We start from the raw sequence: 21,313 nt of genomic DNA on the forward strand, positions 1-21,313 counted from the left end.
TATGCATATTAATGTCATAGTACGTGATGCTTCAAGTCATATTCAGGAAGTGTTCAGGGAGAGGCAGGATGAACCCTGGGCAGGAGTGGATCACGGGGTTGTGTTATTGCTTAAGGCAGGGATAAAACCGGAATATAATTATGGTGATTTTGATTCCATTACAGAAGAAGAAAAGGAGTACATCAGGGAACACATGGATATAGACCCTGTTCCCAAGGAGAAGGATGATACTGATCTTGCGCTGTGTCTGACAGATTTGGTATCAAAAGGATATCAGTCAATTAATATTTATGGTGCTACTGGCGGAAGAATGGACCACGCTTTGGGGAACATCCATCTGCTCATGCATGAACAGTTGAAAAAGACGAAGATAAAAATCATTGATCGTCAAAATGTTATCAGTCTGCTGCATCAGGGTAAGCATGAAGTAAGACGGCAGGAAGGGATGAAATATATTTCCTTCCTGCCATTTAATGGTGAGACAACTTTATCTCTGGATGGTTTCCTGTATGACTTGGATGAGCAGCTGATTGAGTTTGGAACCACACTTACGATCAGCAATGAATTTACTAAAAATATTGGAAATGTACATACAGATAATGACATTCTTATGATACAATCCAAAGACTAGCATGAAAGAGGTGGTTGAATGATTTTTATGGGTGCGGTTGCCAATGGTCTGGCAATTGTCATTGGCGGTCTTCTGGGTCTCGTATTCACTTTCATACCGGAACCGATTAAAGATTCAATCATGAAAATCCAGGCGCTTGTCATTATGACACTGGGAATACAGATGGTTGTTGAAACAGAAGACATCATTGTGACTTTGCTGAGTTTAATCATCGGTGTAGTCATCGGTGAAGTGATCCGCCTTGAAGAGATGTTGAACCGCTTCGGCCACTGGCTGGAGATCAAACTTGGTGATAAGCACGCCGGTAACTTATCTCAGGGGTTTGTATCAGGTACCCTCGTCTTCATCGTCGGAGCGATGGCGATTGTCGGCGGTCTCGATGCCGGACTGCGCGGTTCCAATGAAGTGCTGTATACAAAATCGATCATGGACTTCTTCATCGCTGTCGTAATGACGACCACTTACGGTCTTGGTGTCATCATTTCCGGGGTGCCGGCATTTTTATATGAATCAGGTATTATTTTATCGGCACAGCAGATTGCCCGGGTGGTTCCGGAATATATTCTGGATAAGATGATTCTGCAGGTATCGGCAACGGGTGGTGTAATCCTCCTGGCCATCGGCCTCAACATGCTGAATGTGACCAAAATGAGAGTCGGGAACATGATTCCGGCTATTTTCACAGCCATGGCAATGGTTTATCTTTTAAATATTTTCTAATAAAAATCCCGGACAGCATCATAATGAATGTTGTCCGGGGATTTTTATATGCGAAGTGATATAATTAAAGCATGAAAAAAATCCATCCGGAACAGGTCCGAATGGATCGAAAAGTAAAATTATACGCGTTGTACTTTACCGGATTTGAGGGCACGGGCTGAAACCCATACTCTTTTTGGTTTACCGTCGACCATAATTCTCACTTTTTGAAGGTTAGCACCGAAGCTTCTTTTGTTAGCGTTCATTGCGTGTGAACGATTGTTTCCTGAAGCTGCTTTACGTCCTGTGAAATAGCAAACTTTAGACATGTTGTTCTCTCCCTTTTGTAAAGATTTCAATAATGATTGATTGTTGGATTCTTTGCATACTATAATATAATACATGATAAGAATTAGATTGACAAGTAATTTTATATTCAAATGAAAATTGGGAACTGGCGGATTTAACTTGTATTTATAGGTTATTTCTGATTATAATTAAATGATGTGTCAGGGGGGAAAGATATGACATTGGAAATTAACAACGAGTTAGGGAGCATCGACATTGCAATCGATGTGATTGCAAACATCGCGGGCAATGCAGTAGTAGAGAGCTACGGTGTGGTGGGTATGGCTTCCAGACACCAGGTGCGTGATGGCTTTGCCGAACTCCTGGGGAAAGAAAATTATGCACGCGGTGTAATTATTGAAAACAATGATGGAAATTTAGATGTTGATCTATACATCATCGTCGGATACGGTATTAAAATATCTGAAGTGGCGAGCAACGTACAGTCAACGGTAAAATATAATCTTGAAAATACACTTGGGCTGAATATTAACGCTGTAAATATTTACGTACAGGGAGTTAGGATCATCAATTCTGAGGATTGATCAGGGAGGATTTACGATAGCAATGAATAAGATAGATGGTAAAATGTTTAAAAATATGATTTTATGTGGTGCCGAAAATCTCCGGCAGCACGCTGAATATGTGGATTCATTAAACGTCTTCCCTGTCCCGGACGGTGATACAGGTACGAATATGAACTTATCCATGACTTCGGGAGCGAATGAAGTGGAGGATAAGGAAGATGCGCACATCGGAACAATCGGCAAGCACTATTCAAAAGGTCTTTTGATGGGTGCCCGCGGAAACTCCGGTGTCATTCTTTCCCAATTGTTCAGAGGCTTCTCCAAAGCGATTGAAAACAAGGCGGAGATAGATGCCTCTGAATTTGCAGCTGCTTTGGAGACAGGTGTTAAAACAGCCTATAAAGCGGTTATGAAACCTGTGGAAGGTACTATTTTGACAGTGGCTAAAGATTCCTCTGCCAAAGCAGATGAAGTCGCACCAAAAGAAAGATCAATCATCAGTGTAATGGAAGCAGTCATCAAAGAAGCAAAAGCTTCTCTTGAACGTACACCGGATCTATTGCCGGTATTGAAAGAGGTTGGCGTTGTCGATTCAGGCGGACAGGGTCTCGTTTACGTCTATGAAGGATTTCTTTCCGCATTGAAAGGCGAGACGATAGAAGCGAAATCTGAAACAGCTGATTTGGATACTCTTGTCCAGGACAATCATGAATTTGATGATTTCATGACTGTCGAAGATATTGAATTTGGTTTCTGTACTGAATTCATGGTGCGTTTTGAAGATGACAAGCGCAGCTTCGATGAAGATTCATTCCGTGAAGACATGAGTGGATTCGGGGATTCCCTGCTTGTGATTTCAGATGATGAAATCGTCAAAGTCCACGTGCATACCGAGACGCCGGGCGAGGCGATGACGTATGGCGCAACGTATGGTGAACTCATCAAGATGAAAATAGAGAACATGCGTGAACAGTTCCGCACGATCCAGGAGAAAAAGGGATCTAAAGCATCTGAAGAGAAGAAATCATATGATACTGCCGTAATCACCATATCTTCAGGTGAGGGTATCAATAAGCTGTTCAAGAGCATTGGTGCGACACATATAATCAACGGCGGGCAGACGATGAATCCGTCCACTGAAGACATACTTAAAATTATTGAAGGGGAAGATGTGAAAAACGTCATCATACTTCCTAATAATAAAAATATCATCATGGCAGCCGAGCAGGCGCGTGATATGCTGGAGATACCAGCGATTGTGATTCCGACAACTTCCATACCGGAAGGTCTTGCGAGTCTGTTATCCTATTCACCGGACGTGGAACTGGATGATAACAGGGAATCAATGACAGAATCGCTGGAGTATGTTAAAACCGGACAGGTTACCTACGCTGTGCGTGATACGAAAATTGATGGCATGGAAATTAAAAAAGATCAGCATATGGGAATAAATGACGGTAAGATCACTGCCGCAAATGATTCCCGTGAAGAAACACTGAAAACACTTATTGAATCAATGCTGGATGAGGACTCTGAGATTGTTACAATCCTGATCGGCACCGAAGGTGACCAGGAAGAAGTCGACCGCATTGTAGAAATGATTGAAGCTGAGTATGACGAAGTTGAATTCGAAATTCATAATGGTCAACAGCCGGTGTATAGCTACCTGCTATCTGTAGAATAGGGATGAATGACCACATCGGTTTTACAATCGGTGTGGTCTTTTCTAAAGTCGAGGAGGATTATATTATTATGAAATATAAAAGTGTATTTGATATTATCGGGCCGGTAATGGTCGGACCTTCATCCTCTCATACTGCTGGAGCGGCAAGAATTGGATTGCTTGCACGCAGTTTGTTCGGCGGACAGCCGGATCATGCCGATATTTATCTTTATGGGTCATTCAAGGATACTTATAGAGGGCATGGCACGGATGTTGCACTTATCGGAGGATTGCTCGGATTTGATACGGATGATGACCGTATCATTACTGCAGAGAAACAGGCTAAAGAAGCGAACCTGCATGTGCAGTTTATAGAGATGGAAGAAGAACGTTCCCATCCGAACACAGCGCTTTTACATCTCATCAAAGGAGATGAGCGGCTGACGGTGGAAGGCATTTCCATCGGCGGCGGTAAAATTGAGCTGGTCAGCATCAATGATTATGATATTAATGTTTCCGGGAACTACCCGACACTTCTTATTTTCCATAAAGATACTTTCGGCACAATCGCACGGGTGACGACAATTTTAGGAAACAACGAGATAAACGTCAGCCAGATGAATGTCTCGCGTAAAGAAAAAGGGGACATCGCTCTGATGACGATTGAACTGGATGATGAGATCGGCAATCATATCCTTGAAGAAGTACGTACAGCAGAAGGCGTGGACAGAGTGATTGAAATGAAAGAAAGTTAGGAGGGGCTTATATATGTTCAACAGTATAAATCAATTGGTGGAAACAGCAAAGAGGGAAGAAAAATCAATTGCTGATGTGATGATCAGCCAGGAGATGGAAGTGACGGGCCGCTCTTATCTTGAAGTTTATAAAGATATGGAGAGAAATCTTGAAGTAATGGAATCCGCAGTCGCAGAAGGTATCGCCGGAGTTACCAGTACGACTGGACTTACCGGCATGGACGCGGTCAAAATGCAGAAATATATAGACAGCGGCCAGGGACTGAGCGGAGATCTCACATTATATGCGATTGCCCATGCGGTCAGCACAAATGAAGTGAATGCTGCGATGGGTAAAATCTGTGCTACACCGACAGCGGGCTCAGCAGGCGTAGTACCCGGTGTATTATTTGCCATGGAGAAGAAACATGATGTATCCCGCGAAGATATGATCAAGTTCCTGTTTACTTCAGGCGCATTCGGCTTCGTGGTTGCAAACAATGCAAGCATTTCAGGCGCGGCCGGCGGCTGCCAGGCTGAAGTAGGCAGTGCCAGCGCGATGGCTGCAGCCGCCCTCGTGGAAATGGCAGGCGGCACGCCGGAAATGAGCGAACATGGATTTGCGATTGCACTCAAAAACATGCTTGGATTGGTGTGCGATCCTGTTGCAGGGCTGGTGGAAGTGCCGTGTGTCAAACGTAATGCTGCAGGAGCGAGCAACGCTTTAACGGCTGCGGATATGGCTTTGGCGGGAATCGAATCCAGAATCCCGCCGGATGAAGTTGTAGAAGCAATGTACAAAATCGGTCTCACTATGCCGTCTGCACTTCGTGAGACAGGCCGCGGAGGACTCGCAGCCACACCGACAGGAGAACGTCTGAAGCAGGAAATTTTCGGTGACCAGTAATGACTACGATGTATCAGGTCATTTCACCTGAAAAGCCAGTCGGTATTTTAAAAGGCGTGGGCCCGAAAGTCGCAGAAAAACTTCAATCCATAGGAATTGAAACAGTCAACGATGTTGTGTTCCATATCCCGAACAACTATGAAAATTTAAGTGTAATGAACCTTAATGAAGCCGAAAATAATGATAAAGTCACTGTTGCCGGCACTGTTAAAACAGAGCCGGCAATTGCGTTTTTCAGGGGCGGTAAAAACCGTCTGACAGTTTTTATGGAAATCGACGGCATCTATGTAAAGGTGATATTTTTCAACCAGCCCTATCTGAAAGATAAATTAATCGTCGGGGAAACGGTCAGATTATCCGGCAAGTTTCTTAAAAATAAGCTGGAGATAAATGGCCAGAGATTGATATTCGAAACCGGCGGCGGTTTCCGCGTAAAATATCCGATGGGAAAAGTCATGCATTCAAAAACGTTCAATAAGATTGTTGCCGAAGTGTTCAATGCTTTTCCATTCAACTATGATCTGCCGGAAGCAGTAAAGAGTAAATACCGTCTGCTGTCGGTAAGGGAAGCATTGCGGCTGATTCATTTTCCTGAAAACCAGCATGATGTCAACGAAGGCCGGCGGACGATCAAGTTTTACGAACTGTTTATATTCCAATTGAGGCTGATGGAGAAGAGACAGAAAGAACGTGTCAGAAATGAACGCTACATCATCGATTACGATATCAATGAATTGAAGGAATTTATTAGTACGCTGCCTTTTGATCTGACCGGGGATCAAAAGAAATGTACGAACGAAATATGCCGTGACTTAAAACAAAATGTGTCGATGCACAGACTGCTCCAGGGCGATGTGGGAAGCGGCAAAACAATTGTGGCAGGCATTGCCGCCTATGCGGTGAAAACAATCGGTGAACAGACGGCGGTGATGGTGCCTACAGAAGTGCTGGCCAACCAGCATTACCAGTCATTTATCGATACATTTGGAAGCCTGTTGAAGATTGCCAAACTGACCGGTACAACAAAGAGAAAAGAAAAGGCGGAAATCGTACAATCGCTGCAGGCAGGTGAAATTGATCTGATCGTCGGTACGCATGCACTGATTGAAGATGATGTCACTTTCGATAAACTCTCATTGATCATCACCGATGAACAGCACCGTTTCGGTGTCAATCAGAGGAAACGGCTGAATGATAAGGCCCATCGTAAAAATGTACTGTATATGACAGCGACCCCGATCCCAAGGACACTTTCGATTACAACGTTCGGTGATATGGATATTTCCCTGATCAGAGAAATGCCAAAAGGCCGCAAGCCGGTTGAAACGTATTGGCGGCGCTACGAAGAGACGGAAGAAGTACTGGCGTCCGTCGCTGATGAAGTCAGCCGAGGCCATAGTGCTTATATCGTCGCCCCGCTGATCGAAGAATCGGAAACACTGGATCTGAAGAACGTACAGGAAATTTTCCACATGTTTCTCGATTATTTTGGCGAAGATAAAGTCGAGCTCGTGCACGGGCGCATGAAACCTGCCGACAAAGCAGAAGGCATGGGACGTTTTGAAAGGCTCGAGAAACCGCTGCTCGTATCTACGACGGTCATCGAAGTCGGCATCAACGTACCGAATGCCACATACATGGTGATATTCAATGCTGAACGCTTCGGTTTATCCACGCTCCACCAGCTCAGGGGAAGGGTGGGAAGAAGCGATAAGCAGAGTTACTGTGCATTGATTAGTGATCCCAAAACTGAAAATGCAAAACAGAGAATTGATATCATGACCTCTACGACAGATGGGTTCGATCTCAGTGAACAGGATTTGGAAATGCGCGGCCCGGGAGACTACTTTGGTGTCAGGCAGAGCGGATTGCCTGAATTCAAAGTGGCCGATCTGGCAGAAGACTATAGAATATTGGAACATGCACGCATGAGTGCCATTGAACTGTCAGGTGAAATGAGGAAGAACACATGAGAATACTTTTGAGAATGCTTGGAATCATACTGATATTGTCGGCCGTTGTGCTCTTCTTCTGGCAGGACATTCGTGAACATTTCACAGAAAAGATCAATGACCGCATTATTGAGGCATACCACAATGGAGACACTTCAGTTGATATCGGTCCTGTTGAATCGATTATTACCGGAATTGATCCGGATGAAGCAGATTACACAGCAGGTGAAAGCAGCAATGACACATCGGAGCAGGATACAGATAGCGAAACTGCAGAATCCCCCCAGCCGGGAATCAATATCGGTGAAGGAATGGTCGGTGTGCTGAAAATTGAATCCGCCGGCATCAATGAACCGGTATTCAGCGGACCGGTGACAGAAGAGAAGCTGCGCAACGGTGTTTCTTTTGTCAATGACGCGGATCATCTGGACATGCAGAACATACCGATTGCCGGACACCGCGTCGAAGGTGCCGGCATCCGTTTCAACTATCTGGACCGGGCAAGTGTCGGGGATACGGTTGAATTTATAACTAAAGATGAAACGCGCCTATACGAAATCACTGATATATTTGATGTCAATCCGTCCCAGGTTGAAGTGATGAACCAGCATGCAGGCGAACCTCAGCAGCTGACACTCATCACCTGTGAAGACTATAATCCCGAAACGCTTCTGTTCGAAAAACGCATGATTGTCAAAGCGACAATAGTTGAATAAAGGTTACAATGGTTACTTCTGACAAGAAGCAGCCATTTTTTATGCGGTTTATGTTAATTTTGTTTGAAATCAGAAAGTCACTTATATATACTGATGTTAGTACCAACTACTAAATGAGGTCATCATATGGCAAGATATAAAAAAAAGGAACGGCAAGAGCTTCTTTTGGAGAAAGTGTCTACTGACCCTTTCCTGACGGATGAACGCCTGTCCGAGGTATTTGAAGTCAGCATACAGACGATTCGGCTCGACCGGCTTGAGCTGAACATCCCTGAACTCAGGGAACGCATCAAACACGTTGCCAGGGAAGAGACTGGTAAAATCCGCAGTCTCTCATTACAGGAAGTCATTGGTGAAATAATTGATATAGAATTGAACAATCATGCACTCTCGCTGTTCATAGTGGAAGATGCGCATGTATTTCAGAAAAATAAAATTGCACGGGGACATTATTTGTTCGCCCAGGCAAATTCACTGTGTGTGGCAGTGATTGACGAACCGCTCGCACTCACGAAATCGGCAGACATCGAGTTTACAAGACCTTCGAAACTCGGTGATAAAGTGATTTCCAAAGCAGTGGTGGAGAAAATGGATGGAAATCGGGCGATAATAACTGTCTCGTCCAGAGTAGACCAGAAATTGGTTTTTAAAGGACGGTTTGAAATGTACTATACTGATGAAACTGATGAAGGTGAAAAAAATGGTTAAAGTTGCAGTAGATTTAATGGGCGGGGACAATGCCCCGGCAGAAATTGAAAAAGGTGTTCTGGCGGCTGTTGAAGAAGACAGTATGCTGGAAGTGAAACTGTATGGCACAAAAGGTGCGTACAGTGGAAATCACCCCCGGATCGAATTTATTGAAGTCACTGAAAAAATAGAGTCGGATGATGATCCTGTCCGTTCTGTAAAAAGGAAGAAAGACAGTTCACTGGTCAGAGCATGCAAGGCAGTCAAAGACGGCGAAGTGGCAGCCTGTGTTTCAGCGGGGAATACAGGGGCACTGATGAGCGCCGGCTTATTTGTTGTCGGCCGTATTAAAGGGATTGAACGCCCTGCCATTGGCACTTTACTGCCGAGTATCGACGGCCGCGGCATGATGCTTCTCGATATGGGGGCAAATGCCGAGAACAAACCGAAGCATCTCGCGCAGTTTGCCTTGATGGCGGATATCTATATGCGCGAAATCGCCGGCCGTTCCAATCCTGCCATAGGGCTCATCAACAACGGCAGTGAGGAAAACAAAGGCAGTGAACTGACTAAAGAAACATTTAAATTACTTAAAGAGAGTGACATGAACTTTATCGGCAACTTTGAAACGAGGGATATCCTTTCAGGTGAAGCCGACATCGCAGTGACGGATGGGTTTACCGGAAATGTCGTTTTGAAAACGATCGAAGGGACGGCATCGTCACTGATGAGTGAGATCAAAGATGTATTCCTGAAAAGCACTAAGAATAAAATGGCGGCAATGGTCCTTAAAAACGACTTCAAAGAGGTAAAGGACCTGCTGGATTACCGTCAATATGGCGGCGCACCGCTGCTCGGCCTAAATGGTAATGTATTAAAAGCACATGGTTCCAGTGACTCTGTTGCCATCGTCTCTGCCTTGAGGCAGGCTAAAAAGATGGCGGATTCCAACGCAATCGCAAAAATCAAGGAAAGAATCGAGGAGAATGCATGAAACGACTGATACTATTCCCGGGCCAGGGCGCCCAGTACAACGGGATGGCAAAAGACATTTATGAATCATCCTCAGAAGGCCGTACGGCACTCGATGAAGTATTTATGAATGTGGACTTCGATTTGAAGTCCATTATGTTTGATGAGGATGAACGTCTGAACCAGACGGAATATACACAGCCCGCATTGTTTGCACACAGCCTGGCGGTGCTGGCTGCAACCGGTATAAAAGGGGATATGGTATTAGGCCATAGCCTGGGTGAACTGCCGGCACTCGTACATGCAGGTGTACTGAGTATACAGGATGGTGTAAAAATCGTTGCGAAACGCGGCGCACTCATGTCACAATCGACCGGCGGCGGTATGGCTGCTGTCATCGGTATGGAAGCGGCTGAGGTACAGGCGCTCTGCGATGAACTGTCCACTGAGACCCGCCGTGTGCAGCCGGCGAATCTGAATGCACCGGACCAGACGGTTGTTTCCGGTGATGCTTCATTGATTGAAGAATTTGCGGCCAAAGCAAAGGAAAACGGTGCAAGGCGTGTAATGCCGCTTAACGTATCCGGCGCATTCCACTCTCACCTTATGGATGAGGCAAAGGCGGAGTTTAGGGCGTTTGTGTCTGACATTGAATTCAGTCCGCCTCAAATCCCGGTGATCCAGAATGTTTCAGCCAAGGCTGAAACGGATCCGACAGTGATCAAGTCACAACTCATCGAGCAGATTACAAGCCCCGTGCGTTTTGTGGAATGTGTGCAGACGGCAGTGGATGAAGGTGCGGCGGAAGCAATTGAAGTCGGGCCTAAAAAAGTCCTCAGCGGATTGATGAGAAAAATAGACCGTTCTGTCAGTACTTCGAATATTGATACTATGGAGCAGGTAAAGGAGTTTCAAAATGGGTAAAATAGCATTAGTTACCGGCGGTTCACGCGGGATAGGAAAAAGTATCGCGTCAAGCCTCGGGAAAGAGTATACTGTTATAGTGAACTACTCCGGTTCCAAAGAAAAAGCGGAGCAGGTGGCGCAGGAAATCACAGATCAGGGCGGGACCGCAGAAGCATATCAGTGTCACGTGCAGAACTACGATGATGTTAAGGCGATGATCAAATACATCACAGATACTCACGGCTCAATCGACCTGGTTGTCAACAACGCCGGTGTGACCAAAGACAACCTTCTTATGAGAATGAAAGAGGACGAATGGAATCAGGTAATCGATGTAAACCTAAAAGGTGCATTTAACGTGATTCAGAGCGTTTCCCGGCCGATGATCCGCCAAAAAGGCGGAAGAATCATCAATATTTCAAGCATCGTCGGTTCTTTGGGTAACCCAGGCCAGACGAACTATGTAGCGTCCAAAGCGGGAATTGAAGGCATCACTAAATCTGTAGCGCGTGAACTCGCACCCAAAGGAATTACTGTCAACGCAGTGGCACCGGGATTCATAGAAAGTGATATGACCGAGGTGCTCTCTGATGATATTAAAGATCAGATGTTGTCTCAAATACCACTGAATCATTTCGGTACTGTAGACGATATCGCAGAGACTGTGAAGTTCCTTGCGTCCGACGCCGCAAAATACATTACCGGCCAGACTATCCACGTCAACGGCGGTATGTACATGGATTAGGAGCTATGCTATTATTGGAGGGAGGTGAATTTTGATGGCAAACTTTGACAAAGTAAAAGACATTATTGTCGACAAACTTGGAATCGATGAAGAGAAAGTAACTAAAGAAGCATCTTTCAAAGATGATCTTGGTGCAGACTCTTTAGATATTGCTGAACTAGTTATGGAACTTGAAGATGAGTTCGAAATGGAAATTCCTGATGAGGAAGCTGAAAAGATCAACACAGTAGGCGACGCTCTTAATTACATTGATAAACTAGACGCAAATTAATTATAAAATCCACTTTCCGGAGTGGATTTTATTTTTGTATGAAAACTTTTATTCAAATGGATATTCATTTAGAATAAGGTGACGGGAGTGGATATTATGGAATTTAAAAATATAGAAAATATAATTGAAAAAGATGCACATGCAAGAAAAGGGCTCTCAGCATTTCGCAGGGAACTCGTTGGGTTCCTGGAGAGAACGGGCATTACAATAAATGATGAGGCATTATATATACAGGCATTTATGCACAGTTCGTATATCAATGATCTTCAACTCAATAAAATTTATAATAACGAGAGACTCGAATTTCTTGGCGATGCAGTACTAGAATTGATGGTTTCAGACTATATATTTAACAGATTCGATGAATTGCCTGAAGGGGATCTGACAAAGCTAAGAGCTAATATCGTGTGTGAACCCTCACTTGTAGTATTCGCCTCCAAACTCCGCATGGAACCACTCATCATGCTCGGTCGTGGAGAAGAGAAGACTGGTGGAAGAAAACGGCCCTCCATCATATCTGATACTTTCGAAGCCTTTTTGGGCGCGCTTTATCTTGATAAGGGATCAGCTGAAACTGAGAAGTTTCTGGAAAGGTTTGTTTTTCCGGAAGTGAAAAGTGCGAAATACAATGCAGTAATGGATTATAAGACCGCACTGCAGGAACATATGCATAAAAATTATGGAAAAGCGATTGAATATAAACTGGTTGAGGCCACGGGACCAAGCCATGATAAGACTTTTGTCACAGGCGTGTATATGGATGGCGAGATGATCGGCAAAGGATTGGGACGTTCCAAGAAGGAGTCCGAACAACGTGCTGCAGAGCAGGCACTGAGTGAAACGAACGGCGGGGAGAACCACTGATGGTATATTTGAAAGCGATAGAGGCCCACGGCTTCAAATCATTTGCAGATAAAGTGAATATTAAATTTGACTCAGGTGTGACGGCTGTAGTCGGTCCAAACGGCAGCGGCAAGAGTAATATTACTGATGCAATCCGCTGGGTGCTTGGTGAACAATCAGCAAGAAGTATCCGCGGGGTAAAGATGGAAGATGTCATCTTTAACGGTTCATCCGGCAGAAAGGCGATGAACTTCGCATGGGTGCGCCTTGTGCTGGATAATAATTCCAGAACCCTCTCCATAGACACGGACCAGGTGAACATTACCCGCAAGCTCTATAGAAATGGGGACAGCGAGTATTACATCAATGACGATAAGTGCCGTCTGAAAGAGATCAATGAACTCTTCCTGGATTCAGGTCTGGGCAAAAATGCATATAACATCATTTCCCAGGGGGAAGTCGATGAAGTATTAAAAGCCCGTCCGGAACAGCGCAGAAACCTGATTGAAGAAACTGCCGGTGTGATGAAATACAAACTCAGAAAGAAAGAATCCGAGAAAAGACTGGAAGATACAGCTCAAAACCTGAGCCGTGTGCATGATATCATCCATGAGCTTGAATCCCGGGTGAATAAGCTGGAACGTGACAGTGCAAATGCGAAGGAATATCTGGCACTGAAAGAGGAAATCAGCCGCAGTGATATTGAAGTGACGGTCTATGACATCAATGCACTCCTCACGATTCTGCACGAAGAGGAAGCGGCCTATGATGATATTGCAAAGAAGGTTAAAGCACAGCGCGAAAACCTTCAGCTGATGGACCGGAAGATGACCGAACTGGGTGATGCCAGGGACAAGCAGGACAATAAAAGCAGTACGCTGAACAATCAGCTCGTAGAACTGTCAAAACGTCTGGAGAACACGAGCGGACGCATTGAACTTTACAAAGAACGTAAAAACAACAAAGGTCAGCTTGTCGAAGAACTCAGGACACGTCTATCCGAGCAGGAATCCAGAAAAGAAACTCTGGAATCCAGGGTCAGCGAAGTGAATGAAACGACGGCATCCTTAAATGAGACGGCATCAAGACTGAAAAAAGCACTGAAAGATACGAACGAACAAAAACGGTATTTAACAGAAGACCAGGGCGATGAAATCGAAAAGCTCAAAGACAGCTATTATGATCTCATGGTTGAGAAGACGACGCTTGAAAATGACCAGCGCCGCGAGGAATCTGAAAAATCCCGCCTGGACGGCAGCGTCCGTCAAAAGGAAGAAAGACTCACTGCTCTAAAAGATGATTATGAAAATGAAAAATCGGAACATGATAATCTGACCGAACAGACAAAAAAAGCAAAAGATGAGCTGGAAACTACACGGGATAAGTATCGGGATGAAAAGGCGGGTCTGGCGGAGCTCAATAATAAATACGATACAGAGCGGGAGAAACTGCATAAGGCAAACCGTTTTATCGAACAGCAGACTTCAAAACTGGAAATGCTTAAAAATATGCAGAATGAATACCGCGGTTATTATCCGGGTGTCCGGGCAATCTTAAAAAACCGGGATAAGGTGAGTGGGGTACGGGGGTCTGTCGGTGAACTGATTTCGACAGATAGTGCGTACATGGTTGCACTCGATACAGCACTCGGCGCGCAGGCTCAGAACATCATCATGACAAATGAGTCGGACGCCAAAAGTGCAATCCGTTATCTGAAAGAGAAGAAGAGCGGATTCGCAACATTTCTCCCTATGGATGTAATCCGTCCAAGGACACTTTCTGCAGATATAAGATCCCAGGTCGAGCGCTCTGGTGTGGATGCCCGCGTGATGGCTGATATTGCGAAGGCGGATGCCGACATCAAAGATGTCGTAAATCATCTGCTCGGCACAACAATTGTAACCGAAAATATCGATGAAGCAGGTAAACTGGCCCGTGAAATCAACCACCGCGCGCGTATCGTCACAGTGGATGGCGAAACAATAATGCCCGGCGGTGCGATGAGCGGGGGATCGAGAAACACGAAGAGTTCCATTATCGAGAGCCAGCGGGAAATGGCGGAAACGGAAGAAAAACTCGCCGAGTACAAAGGCAAGCTTGAGCATATGAAATCCAACGTCAAAATTCTTGGTGAAAAAGTTTCCGCTCAAATGGAGAAACTTTCAAAACTTGAAAAGATGGGCGAGACACTTGCTGAAAATCATGAAGACCTGGAGTCCAGAAGAGACCGTCTGGGATATCAGCTTGAAGCAAAGGCAGAAACCATGTCTATGCTTCAAGAAGAGCTGAAATCACTGGGCGGCCGGGATGAGGTGCGTGACTTTGACAAACTGATCCGCGAAGCGGAGGAAAAGATTCGGAAATTGGATGAGCGCATCCGCATGATGAGTGCTTCAGACAAAGATAAAAAGCAGGAACTCGCTTTGCTTACTGATGAGAGCCATGCCATTGAACGTGAATTCGCAGCAGTCAAAGAACGTGTAAACCATAACCAGGCAGAAAAAGAGAGGCTCGAGTCAGAACTTCAGGATGCCGGTGATGCGATTGAAGAGACGAAGGCCCAGCAGGAAATGGTGGCGCATGATTTAAGCGGCATGGATATCGCAACACTCGAAGAAGAGAAAAAAGACCTGACTTCCCGGGTGGAAAAATTATACGAAGAGACAGACGAGATTTCCACTCAGCAGCATGAGATCAGAAGAGAGTATAATTCAATCGTTGAAAAACGGGATGCGACATTAAAAGAATTGGAAGAACATCAGGAAACATTACGCAACCATACAGGGAAAAAAGAGAAATTAGATGTTAAAATAGAACAGAGGATCGTATATCTTTCCGAGAATTACAAGATGACTTATGAAAAAGCGAAAGAAGAATATAACGATTTCTCTGAAATCGACCAAAAACGCATGAAGATTTCATTGAATAAAAAAAGCATAGAAGAGCTTGGACCTGTAAATCTGGGAGCCATAGAAGAGTTCGACCGCGTCAACGAACGCTACGAGTTCCTTAAAGCGCAGGAAGCGGACCTTTTGGAAGCCCGCGCCACCCTGCTTGAAGTGATCAGTGAAATGGATGAAGAAGTTGCGGTCCGGTTCAAGGAAGCGTTCGAGCAGGTGAATACGCATTTTGGTGCTGTGTTCAAAGAGATGTTCGGCGGCGGCCAGGCAGAGCTGAGACTGACAGACGAAGATAATTATTTGGAGTCCGGTGTAGAGATCTATGCCCAGCCGCCGGGGAAAAAGCTGTCATCGCTGTCACTGTTATCCGGTGGAGAACGTGCACTGACTGCCATCAGCCTTTTATTCAGCGTATTGAAAGTGCGCGTCAGCCCGTTCATCATTCTGGATGAAGTGGAAGCGGCGCTGGATGAATCCAATGTTTTACGCTATGCGCATTATTTGAAACAGCTTGCAGAAGATACACAGTTCATCGTGATCACCCACAGAAAAGGTACAATGGAAGAGAGTGACCGGCTGTTTGGTGTTACGATGCAGGAACGCGGTGTCAGCCAACTCATCAGTGTTGACCTTAAAAACTATGAAGAAAATGTGAGAGAGGAAGAGACGGTGTGAGCTTTCTTAAACGACTAAAGAATAAATTCCAGCCAAATAAAGAAAATGAAGCCAATGAGCAAACTGTCGAGGAACAAAATGAAAAACTCGACGATGGCCTCATCAGTATTGATGAGTTTGAAGAATGGGAACAGGAACAGATTGGTTACAAGTTTAAAGCAGGTCTTGAGAAAAGCCGTGAGAAGTTCCAGAATGAAATCAATGAACTGATGGCACGTTACCGCACAGTCGATGAAGATTTCTTTGAAGCCCTGGAAGAAGTGCTTATTTCTGCCGATGTCGGCTTCAATACTGTGATGGAACTGACGGATGAACTGCGTCATGTGGCAAAAGTGGAAAACATTACTGAAACTGAGGATCTGAGAGAAACAATCGTTGAGAAAATGGTCGAGATCTACCAGCGTAATGATGAACTTCCCGAAACGATCAATATTCAGGAAGACGGGCTGACGGTCATTCTCGTAGTCGGTGTGAACGGCGTCGGCAAAACGACAAGCATCGGCAAACTCGCCTATAAGTATAAGCAGGAGGGCAAAAACGTCATGCTCGCAGCCGGGGACACTTTCCGCGCAGGCGCAATCAACCAGCTGAAAGTATGGGGCGAGCGTGTAGATGTGGACGTCATCAGCCAGACGGAAGGCAGTGATCCGGCAGCCGTTATGTTCGATGCGATGAATGCGGCCAAAAAACGCGGCGCGGATGTTTTAATCTGTGATACTGCAGGCCGCCTGCAGAATAAAGGGAATCTGATGAAAGAACTTTCCAAAATGAAAAATGTCATTCAGAAAGTAGTGCCCGAAGCACCGCATGAATCACTGCTTGTGCTCGATGCGACAACAGGCCAGAATGCCCTCAGCCAGGCGAAAGCCTTTAAGGAAGTGACGGACGTCTCCGGCATCGTTCTTACGAAACTTGACGGAACCGCAAAAGGGGGTATCGTCCTCGCGATTAAAAATGAGCTCGGCATTCCGGTTAAATTCGTCGGTCTCGGTGAACAATTGGATGATCTGCAGGAATTCAGTGCAGAGAATTATGTATACGGACTGTTTGCTGATATGATATCTAATGCAGATGAAATAGATGAATCCAAGGAGAACCAGGCAGAGGATGAGGTATAATGACAGAAGAACTCGAACGCACAATGCGGATGAACTATCTCTATGATTTTTATAACTCATTACTGACAGATAAGCAAAGGCGGTATATCGAACTTTATTATCTGGAGGATTTCGCGTTCAGTGAAATAGCGGAAGAACTTGATGTGACACGTCAGGCGGTTTATGATAATTTAAAGCGCTCAAAGGACCTTTTGGAACATTATGAAGAAAACCTCAGCATGTACAGGAATTTTAAATCAAGACAAGAGTTTATAAAGCGTCTTAAAAATAAACTGGGTAAATCAATGGACTCTGAAACAGAGGAAATTATAAACCGGTTGGAAGAATTGGATTAGGAGGAACAAATATGGCTTTTGAAGGATTGGGAGAACGTCTCCAGGCCACGATGGACCGCATCAAAAGCAAAGGTAAAGTGTCCGAGGCGGACATTAAGGTAATGATGCGTGAAGTCCGTCTGGCATTGCTTGAAGCGGACGTTAACTTCAAGGTGGTCAAGCAGTTCATCAATCAGGTGAGAGAACGCGCACTTGGATCTGATGTTATGCAGTCACTGACACCGGGACAGCAGGTCATCAAGATTGTTAAGGAAGAACTGACCGACTTGATGGGCGGGGATAATCAGAAGATTAATCTCAGCCAGAAACCGCCGACCGTCATCATGATGGTTGGTCTGCAGGGTGCCGGTAAAACGACAACTGCCGGTAAACTTGCATTGCACTTAAGAAAGAATTCCAATAAGAAACCCCTGCTTGTTGCGGGTGATATCTACCGCCCGGCTGCCATTGACCAGCTGCAGACAGTAGGGAAGCAAATCGATGTCCCTGTTTTTGCTTTAGGTGACCAGGTGAAGCCGCAGCAGATTGTTACTGAGGCTATGGATCATGCAAAGGCAGAACATCTGGATACAGTCATCATCGATACAGCAGGCCGGCTGCATATTGACGAGGCGCTGATGAATGAGCTTAAAGATATTAAAGAAATCGCAACACCCGATGAAATCATGCTCGTCGTTGACTCTATGACAGGTCAGGATGCCGTAAACGTTGCAGATTCATTCAATGATCTGCTCGATATTACCGGCGTGACCCTCACAAAACTTGATGGGGATACACGCGGTGGTGCGGCGCTTTCCATCCGTTCAGTCACGCAGAAACCGATTAAATTCGTGGGTATGTCCGAGAAATTGGATGGCCTGGAAGCATTCCACCCTGACCGTATGGCACAGAGGATTCTTGGCATGGGCGATGTGCTGTCCATCATCGAGAAAGCCCAGTCGACAGTAGATGAGGACGAGCAGAAAGTCCTGCAGCAGAAGATAAAAGACCAGAGTTTCACCCTGGATGACTTCCTGGAGCAAATGGATCAGGTCAAAAATCTGGGTCCGCTTGATGAACTTCTCAAAATGATGCCGGGAGCGAACAAAATTAAAGGCCTCGACAAAATGCAGATGAGCGGCAATGAAATCGACCACGTCCAGGCGATCATCCGTTCCATGACGATGGAAGAGCGTGAGAATCCTGCGAAAATCAATGCGAGCCGCAAAAAGCGTATTGCACGCGGTTCCGGACGTACACTGCAGGAAGTGAACCGACTGCTGAAACAGTTTAATGAAATGAAGAAAATGATGAAGCAGATGACAAGCCAAAAAGGCCGCAAGAAGAATCCTTTCGGCAATATGGGACTGCCATTCTAAAATTTTCAAACCTGTAAAGATAAAGGCCTTTACAGGTTTTTGATTTTCTGTTATAGTAGTAAAAGTGAAATTGAGATATAGAAAGGAGTCAAAAAAACAATGGCAGTTAAACTAAGATTGACACGCATGGGTTCTAAAAGAAATCCTTACTACCGTATCGTAGTTGCCGATTCACGCAGCCCTAGAGATGGCCGTATCATCGAACAAATCGGTTCTTACGACCCGGTGTCCAAAGAAGAAAACAATGTAACGCTTGATGAAGAAAAAGCGCTTGAATGGCTGCAGAATGGTGCGAAGCCAAGTGATACAGTTCGTAACATCCTCAGCAATAAAGGTGTTATGGAACGTTACCATAATGCAAAATTAGGGAAGTAACCCTATATGAAACAATTATTGCAAACAATTCTTGAACCGATGCTGGAACATCCTGAGGCGCTTAAAATCGAGAATGAGGAAACGGAATACAATGTTTCCTATAAGATTGAAGTCCATGAGGACGACGTTGGCCGTGTGATTGGCAGACGTGGCCGTGTAATCAAAGCGGTGCGTACAATCGTGGCCAATGCGAACCATGGCAGTTCAAAGAAAGTGTTTGTTGATGTAGATTAGGCACACCGGTCGGTGTGTCTTTTTTATTAATAAGAATAAATGATAAAGAGGGGGCAGCTGATGAAGATTAATATCGGCCGATTGGTAAACTTCCACGGTGTACGCGGGGAAGTTAAAGTAATCAGTGATTCAGACTTTACAGAAGAACGTTTTGCGCCCGGCAATAAAGTGGAGATCAAAGGCGAAAGTTTTGTCATCGACAGCTACCGCACCCATAAGAACTTTCATCTACTGAAGTTCCGCGGAGTGACGAATTTAAACCAGGTGGAGCATTTAAAAGGTTCTGATCTGGCACAGGAAGATGATGCGGTTTCAATAGAGCTCGAAAAGAATGAATTCCACTATCATGAAATCATCGGTCTGGAAGTAAAACTAGAAGAATCTTTGGAGACGATCGGTAAAGTGAAGGAGATATTCCAGACCGGTGCGAATGATGTCTGGGTAGTAGAAGGCGACAAGGAATATATGATCCCGTATATAGAAGAGGTAGTAAAAGAAATTGACTTGGAGAGCGGTCAGATTATCATTTCTCCTCTGGAGGGATTACTCGAATGAATATCCACTACCTGACTCTGTTTCCGGAAATGTATGAAGGAGTGTTGAATACCTCCATATTGAAGCGGGCCAAAGAAAAAGGCATCGTCGATTACAATCTCATCAACTTCCGCGACTATTCGGAGAGCAAGCACAATAAAGTCGATGACTATCCCTATGGTGGCGGGGCAGGCATGGTATTGAAGCCTGAACCTGTATTTAACGCTATGGACGCACTTGATCTGAAAAAGCCGCGTGTCATCCTTATGTGCCCGCAGGGCAGGCCATTTGATCAAAAGATGGCGGAGTCCTTGAGTGAAGAAGATGATATCGTCTTCATCTGCGGTCATTATGAGGGGTATGATGAACGCATACGGACTCTGGTGACAGACGAAGTTTCAATCGGAGACTACGTGCTGACCGGCGGTGAGCTCGCCAGTATGACAATGACGGATGCTGTCGTACGTCTGATTCCCGGTGTATTGAGCCGTGAAGAAAGTCATCAGGAGGACTCGTTCTCAACCGGCATGCTCGAGCACCCGCATTACACACGTCCAAGAGAATACCGCGGGATGAAGGTGCCTGAAGTATTGATGAACGGTAATCATAAATTGATCGAAGAATGGCGCAGGGAAGAAAGTCTGAAACGAACGCGTGAAAGACGGCCGGACCTTCTGGAAGATTAATTATTATCTGCAGATTTTATCAGAAAGCCGTTGAAAGCATTGCTCAATTATGGTAATATTATACGAGTGTTTGACGACACACATACACAACAATCCGCTGCTATGATGGGCAAGATAGTTGGAAGAAGGAGAAGATAATTATGTCACAAGAACTAATCAATGAGCTGACAAAAGAGCAGCTGAAAACAGACCTGCCGAATTTCAAACCTGGTGACACAGTACGTGTTCACGTACGTATCGTTGAGGGATCCCGTGAACGTATTCAGGTCTTCGAAGGTGTAGTAATCAAACGCCGTGGCGGAGGCATTTCTGAAACATTCACAGTACGTAAAATCTCTTACGGTGTAGGAGTGGAGCGTACATTCCCTGTACACACGCCAAAAATCGAGAAACTAGAAGTGACTCGTCGTGGCCGTGTACGTCGTGCTAAACTTTACTATCTGCGTAACTTGCGTGGTAAAGCGGCGCGTATCAGAGAACTTCGATAAATTACACGA

Annotated in this window: 24 protein-coding genes; 23 read left to right on the forward strand and 1 reads right to left on the reverse strand. The window is 45.2% G+C overall.

From position 1 onward, the window contains the following. Position 1 precedes the first annotated feature (1 nt). On the forward strand, positions 2–631 hold the full coding sequence (locus ACKRAT_RS05210) for a thiamine diphosphokinase (protein ID WP_411844041.1): 630 nt from the start codon (positions 2–4) through the stop codon (positions 629–631). An 18-nt stretch (positions 632–649) separates the two neighbouring features. Continuing rightward, on the forward strand, positions 650–1,351 hold the full coding sequence (locus ACKRAT_RS05215; RefSeq protein ID WP_411844042.1) for a DUF554 domain-containing protein: 702 nt from the start codon (positions 650–652) through the stop codon (positions 1,349–1,351). A gap of 119 nt (positions 1,352–1,470) precedes the next feature. Here ACKRAT_RS05215 and rpmB read toward each other — a convergent pair whose 3' ends face one another. Then, positions 1,471–1,659 (reverse strand): 50S ribosomal protein L28, encoded by a 189-nt coding sequence (rpmB, locus tag ACKRAT_RS05220; protein WP_046789934.1) that lies wholly within the window; start codon positions 1,657–1,659, stop codon positions 1,471–1,473. A gap of 195 nt (positions 1,660–1,854) precedes the next feature. Between rpmB and ACKRAT_RS05225 the strand changes: the two genes are divergently transcribed. The 21 genes from ACKRAT_RS05225 to rplS all read left to right on the forward strand — a co-directional run bounded on the left by ACKRAT_RS05225 (position 1,855) and on the right by rplS (position 21,304). Continuing rightward, complete coding sequence (locus ACKRAT_RS05225; RefSeq protein ID WP_411844043.1) at positions 1,855–2,223, forward strand: Asp23/Gls24 family envelope stress response protein; 369 nt, start codon at positions 1,855–1,857, stop codon at positions 2,221–2,223. A 22-nt stretch (positions 2,224–2,245) separates the two neighbouring features. Next, entirely contained in the window at positions 2,246–3,889 is a 1,644-nt protein-coding gene (locus tag ACKRAT_RS05230) for a DAK2 domain-containing protein (RefSeq protein ID WP_411844044.1), read from the forward strand. A 68-nt stretch (positions 3,890–3,957) separates the two neighbouring features. Next, entirely contained in the window at positions 3,958–4,623 is a 666-nt protein-coding gene (gene sdaAB, locus ACKRAT_RS05235; RefSeq protein WP_411844045.1) for an L-serine ammonia-lyase, iron-sulfur-dependent subunit beta, read from the forward strand. A 13-nt stretch (positions 4,624–4,636) separates the two neighbouring features. After that, positions 4,637–5,509: an L-serine ammonia-lyase, iron-sulfur-dependent, subunit alpha gene (gene sdaAA, locus ACKRAT_RS05240; protein ID WP_411844046.1), complete on the forward strand. Its 873-nt coding sequence runs from the start codon at positions 4,637–4,639 to the stop codon at positions 5,507–5,509. Then, positions 5,509–7,482, forward strand: a complete 1,974-nt coding sequence (gene recG, locus ACKRAT_RS05245; RefSeq protein ID WP_411844047.1) for an ATP-dependent DNA helicase RecG — start codon at positions 5,509–5,511, stop codon at positions 7,480–7,482. The genes sdaAA and recG overlap by 1 nt, the downstream gene beginning before the upstream one ends. After that, positions 7,479–8,177, forward strand: a complete 699-nt coding sequence (locus ACKRAT_RS05250) for a class A sortase (RefSeq protein WP_411844048.1) — start codon at positions 7,479–7,481, stop codon at positions 8,175–8,177. Before recG ends, ACKRAT_RS05250 begins: the two co-directional genes overlap by 4 nt. A 126-nt stretch (positions 8,178–8,303) precedes the next feature. Then, positions 8,304–8,885 (forward strand): transcription factor FapR, encoded by a 582-nt coding sequence (fapR, locus tag ACKRAT_RS05255; RefSeq protein WP_411844049.1) that lies wholly within the window; start codon positions 8,304–8,306, stop codon positions 8,883–8,885. Next, positions 8,878–9,858, forward strand: a complete 981-nt coding sequence (gene plsX, locus ACKRAT_RS05260; protein ID WP_411844050.1) for a phosphate acyltransferase PlsX — start codon at positions 8,878–8,880, stop codon at positions 9,856–9,858. Before fapR ends, plsX begins: the two co-directional genes overlap by 8 nt. Next, positions 9,855–10,760, forward strand: coding sequence for an ACP S-malonyltransferase (fabD, locus tag ACKRAT_RS05265; RefSeq protein ID WP_411844051.1), 906 nt, complete (start codon positions 9,855–9,857; stop codon positions 10,758–10,760). Before plsX ends, fabD begins: the two co-directional genes overlap by 4 nt. Continuing rightward, positions 10,753–11,487 (forward strand): 3-oxoacyl-[acyl-carrier-protein] reductase, encoded by a 735-nt coding sequence (fabG, locus tag ACKRAT_RS05270; RefSeq protein WP_411844052.1) that lies wholly within the window; start codon positions 10,753–10,755, stop codon positions 11,485–11,487. The genes fabD and fabG overlap by 8 nt, the downstream gene beginning before the upstream one ends. A 34-nt stretch (positions 11,488–11,521) precedes the next feature. After that, the gene (locus tag ACKRAT_RS05275) at positions 11,522–11,758 is read left to right on the forward strand and encodes an acyl carrier protein (RefSeq protein ID WP_411844053.1); all 237 of its coding nucleotides are present in this window, start codon (positions 11,522–11,524) and stop codon (positions 11,756–11,758) included. A 96-nt stretch (positions 11,759–11,854) separates the two neighbouring features. Next, the gene (rnc, locus tag ACKRAT_RS05280; RefSeq protein ID WP_411844054.1) at positions 11,855–12,622 is read left to right on the forward strand and encodes a ribonuclease III; all 768 of its coding nucleotides are present in this window, start codon (positions 11,855–11,857) and stop codon (positions 12,620–12,622) included. Beyond that, entirely contained in the window at positions 12,622–16,176 is a 3,555-nt protein-coding gene (gene smc, locus ACKRAT_RS05285; protein WP_411844055.1) for a chromosome segregation protein SMC, read from the forward strand. The genes rnc and smc overlap by 1 nt, the downstream gene beginning before the upstream one ends. Next, entirely contained in the window at positions 16,173–17,294 is a 1,122-nt protein-coding gene (ftsY, locus tag ACKRAT_RS05290) for a signal recognition particle-docking protein FtsY (protein ID WP_411844056.1), read from the forward strand. The genes smc and ftsY overlap by 4 nt, the downstream gene beginning before the upstream one ends. Then, positions 17,294–17,629: a putative DNA-binding protein gene (locus tag ACKRAT_RS05295; RefSeq protein WP_411844057.1), complete on the forward strand. Its 336-nt coding sequence runs from the start codon at positions 17,294–17,296 to the stop codon at positions 17,627–17,629. Before ftsY ends, ACKRAT_RS05295 begins: the two co-directional genes overlap by 1 nt. Before the next feature lie 11 nt (positions 17,630–17,640). Then, entirely contained in the window at positions 17,641–18,987 is a 1,347-nt protein-coding gene (gene ffh / locus ACKRAT_RS05300; protein ID WP_411844058.1) for a signal recognition particle protein, read from the forward strand. A gap of 99 nt (positions 18,988–19,086) precedes the next feature. Beyond that, positions 19,087–19,362 carry a 30S ribosomal protein S16 gene (rpsP, locus tag ACKRAT_RS05305; RefSeq protein WP_411844059.1) on the forward strand — a complete coding sequence of 92 codons (276 nt, stop codon included), beginning with the start codon at positions 19,087–19,089 and terminating at the stop codon, positions 19,360–19,362. A 6-nt stretch (positions 19,363–19,368) separates the two neighbouring features. Then, positions 19,369–19,596, forward strand: coding sequence for a KH domain-containing protein (locus tag ACKRAT_RS05310; RefSeq protein ID WP_411844060.1), 228 nt, complete (start codon positions 19,369–19,371; stop codon positions 19,594–19,596). Between the two features lie 60 nt (positions 19,597–19,656). Beyond that, positions 19,657–20,151 carry a ribosome maturation factor RimM gene (gene rimM / locus ACKRAT_RS05315; RefSeq protein WP_411844061.1) on the forward strand — a complete coding sequence of 165 codons (495 nt, stop codon included), beginning with the start codon at positions 19,657–19,659 and terminating at the stop codon, positions 20,149–20,151. After that, entirely contained in the window at positions 20,148–20,816 is a 669-nt protein-coding gene (trmD, locus tag ACKRAT_RS05320; RefSeq protein WP_411844062.1) for a tRNA (guanosine(37)-N1)-methyltransferase TrmD, read from the forward strand. Before rimM ends, trmD begins: the two co-directional genes overlap by 4 nt. Positions 20,817–20,956: 140 nt before the next feature. After that, on the forward strand, positions 20,957–21,304 hold the full coding sequence (rplS, locus tag ACKRAT_RS05325; protein WP_411844063.1) for a 50S ribosomal protein L19: 348 nt from the start codon (positions 20,957–20,959) through the stop codon (positions 21,302–21,304). Positions 21,305–21,313 lie beyond the last annotated feature (9 nt).

Source organism: Salinicoccus sp. HZC-1, assembly GCF_046736035.1.
Taxonomy (GTDB): domain Bacteria; phylum Bacillota; class Bacilli; order Staphylococcales; family Salinicoccaceae; genus Salinicoccus.

What these genes read in the sequence shown, in the direction of transcription:
- fabD (WP_411844051.1), top strand. Translation starts at nt 9,855, where the DNA reads ATGAAACGACTGATACTATTCCCGGGCCAGGGCGCCCAGTACAACGGG.
- rnc (WP_411844054.1), top strand. Translation starts at nt 11,855, where the DNA reads ATGGAATTTAAAAATATAGAAAATATAATTGAAAAAGATGCACATGCA.
- ffh (WP_411844058.1), top strand. Translation starts at nt 17,641, where the DNA reads ATGGCTTTTGAAGGATTGGGAGAACGTCTCCAGGCCACGATGGACCGC.
- ACKRAT_RS05215 (WP_411844042.1), top strand. Translation starts at nt 650, where the DNA reads ATGATTTTTATGGGTGCGGTTGCCAATGGTCTGGCAATTGTCATTGGC.
- ACKRAT_RS05230 (WP_411844044.1), top strand. Translation starts at nt 2,246, where the DNA reads ATGAATAAGATAGATGGTAAAATGTTTAAAAATATGATTTTATGTGGT.
- ACKRAT_RS05225 (WP_411844043.1), top strand. Translation starts at nt 1,855, where the DNA reads ATGACATTGGAAATTAACAACGAGTTAGGGAGCATCGACATTGCAATC.
- sdaAA (WP_411844046.1), top strand. Translation starts at nt 4,637, where the DNA reads ATGTTCAACAGTATAAATCAATTGGTGGAAACAGCAAAGAGGGAAGAA.
- fapR (WP_411844049.1), top strand. Translation starts at nt 8,304, where the DNA reads ATGGCAAGATATAAAAAAAAGGAACGGCAAGAGCTTCTTTTGGAGAAA.
- ACKRAT_RS05310 (WP_411844060.1), top strand. Translation starts at nt 19,369, where the DNA reads ATGAAACAATTATTGCAAACAATTCTTGAACCGATGCTGGAACATCCT.
- smc (WP_411844055.1), top strand. Translation starts at nt 12,622, where the DNA reads ATGGTATATTTGAAAGCGATAGAGGCCCACGGCTTCAAATCATTTGCA.
- ACKRAT_RS05275 (WP_411844053.1), top strand. Translation starts at nt 11,522, where the DNA reads ATGGCAAACTTTGACAAAGTAAAAGACATTATTGTCGACAAACTTGGA.
- recG (WP_411844047.1), top strand. Translation starts at nt 5,509, where the DNA reads ATGACTACGATGTATCAGGTCATTTCACCTGAAAAGCCAGTCGGTATT.
- rplS (WP_411844063.1), top strand. Translation starts at nt 20,957, where the DNA reads ATGTCACAAGAACTAATCAATGAGCTGACAAAAGAGCAGCTGAAAACA.
- ACKRAT_RS05210 (WP_411844041.1), top strand. Translation starts at nt 2, where the DNA reads ATGCATATTAATGTCATAGTACGTGATGCTTCAAGTCATATTCAGGAA.
- trmD (WP_411844062.1), top strand. Translation starts at nt 20,148, where the DNA reads ATGAATATCCACTACCTGACTCTGTTTCCGGAAATGTATGAAGGAGTG.
- ACKRAT_RS05295 (WP_411844057.1), top strand. Translation starts at nt 17,294, where the DNA reads ATGACAGAAGAACTCGAACGCACAATGCGGATGAACTATCTCTATGAT.
- rpsP (WP_411844059.1), top strand. Translation starts at nt 19,087, where the DNA reads ATGGCAGTTAAACTAAGATTGACACGCATGGGTTCTAAAAGAAATCCT.
- plsX (WP_411844050.1), top strand. Translation starts at nt 8,878, where the DNA reads ATGGTTAAAGTTGCAGTAGATTTAATGGGCGGGGACAATGCCCCGGCA.
- sdaAB (WP_411844045.1), top strand. Translation starts at nt 3,958, where the DNA reads ATGAAATATAAAAGTGTATTTGATATTATCGGGCCGGTAATGGTCGGA.
- rpmB (WP_046789934.1), bottom strand. Translation starts at nt 1,659, where the DNA reads ATGTCTAAAGTTTGCTATTTCACAGGACGTAAAGCAGCTTCAGGAAAC.
- ACKRAT_RS05250 (WP_411844048.1), top strand. Translation starts at nt 7,479, where the DNA reads ATGAGAATACTTTTGAGAATGCTTGGAATCATACTGATATTGTCGGCC.
- rimM (WP_411844061.1), top strand. Translation starts at nt 19,657, where the DNA reads ATGAAGATTAATATCGGCCGATTGGTAAACTTCCACGGTGTACGCGGG.
- fabG (WP_411844052.1), top strand. Translation starts at nt 10,753, where the DNA reads ATGGGTAAAATAGCATTAGTTACCGGCGGTTCACGCGGGATAGGAAAA.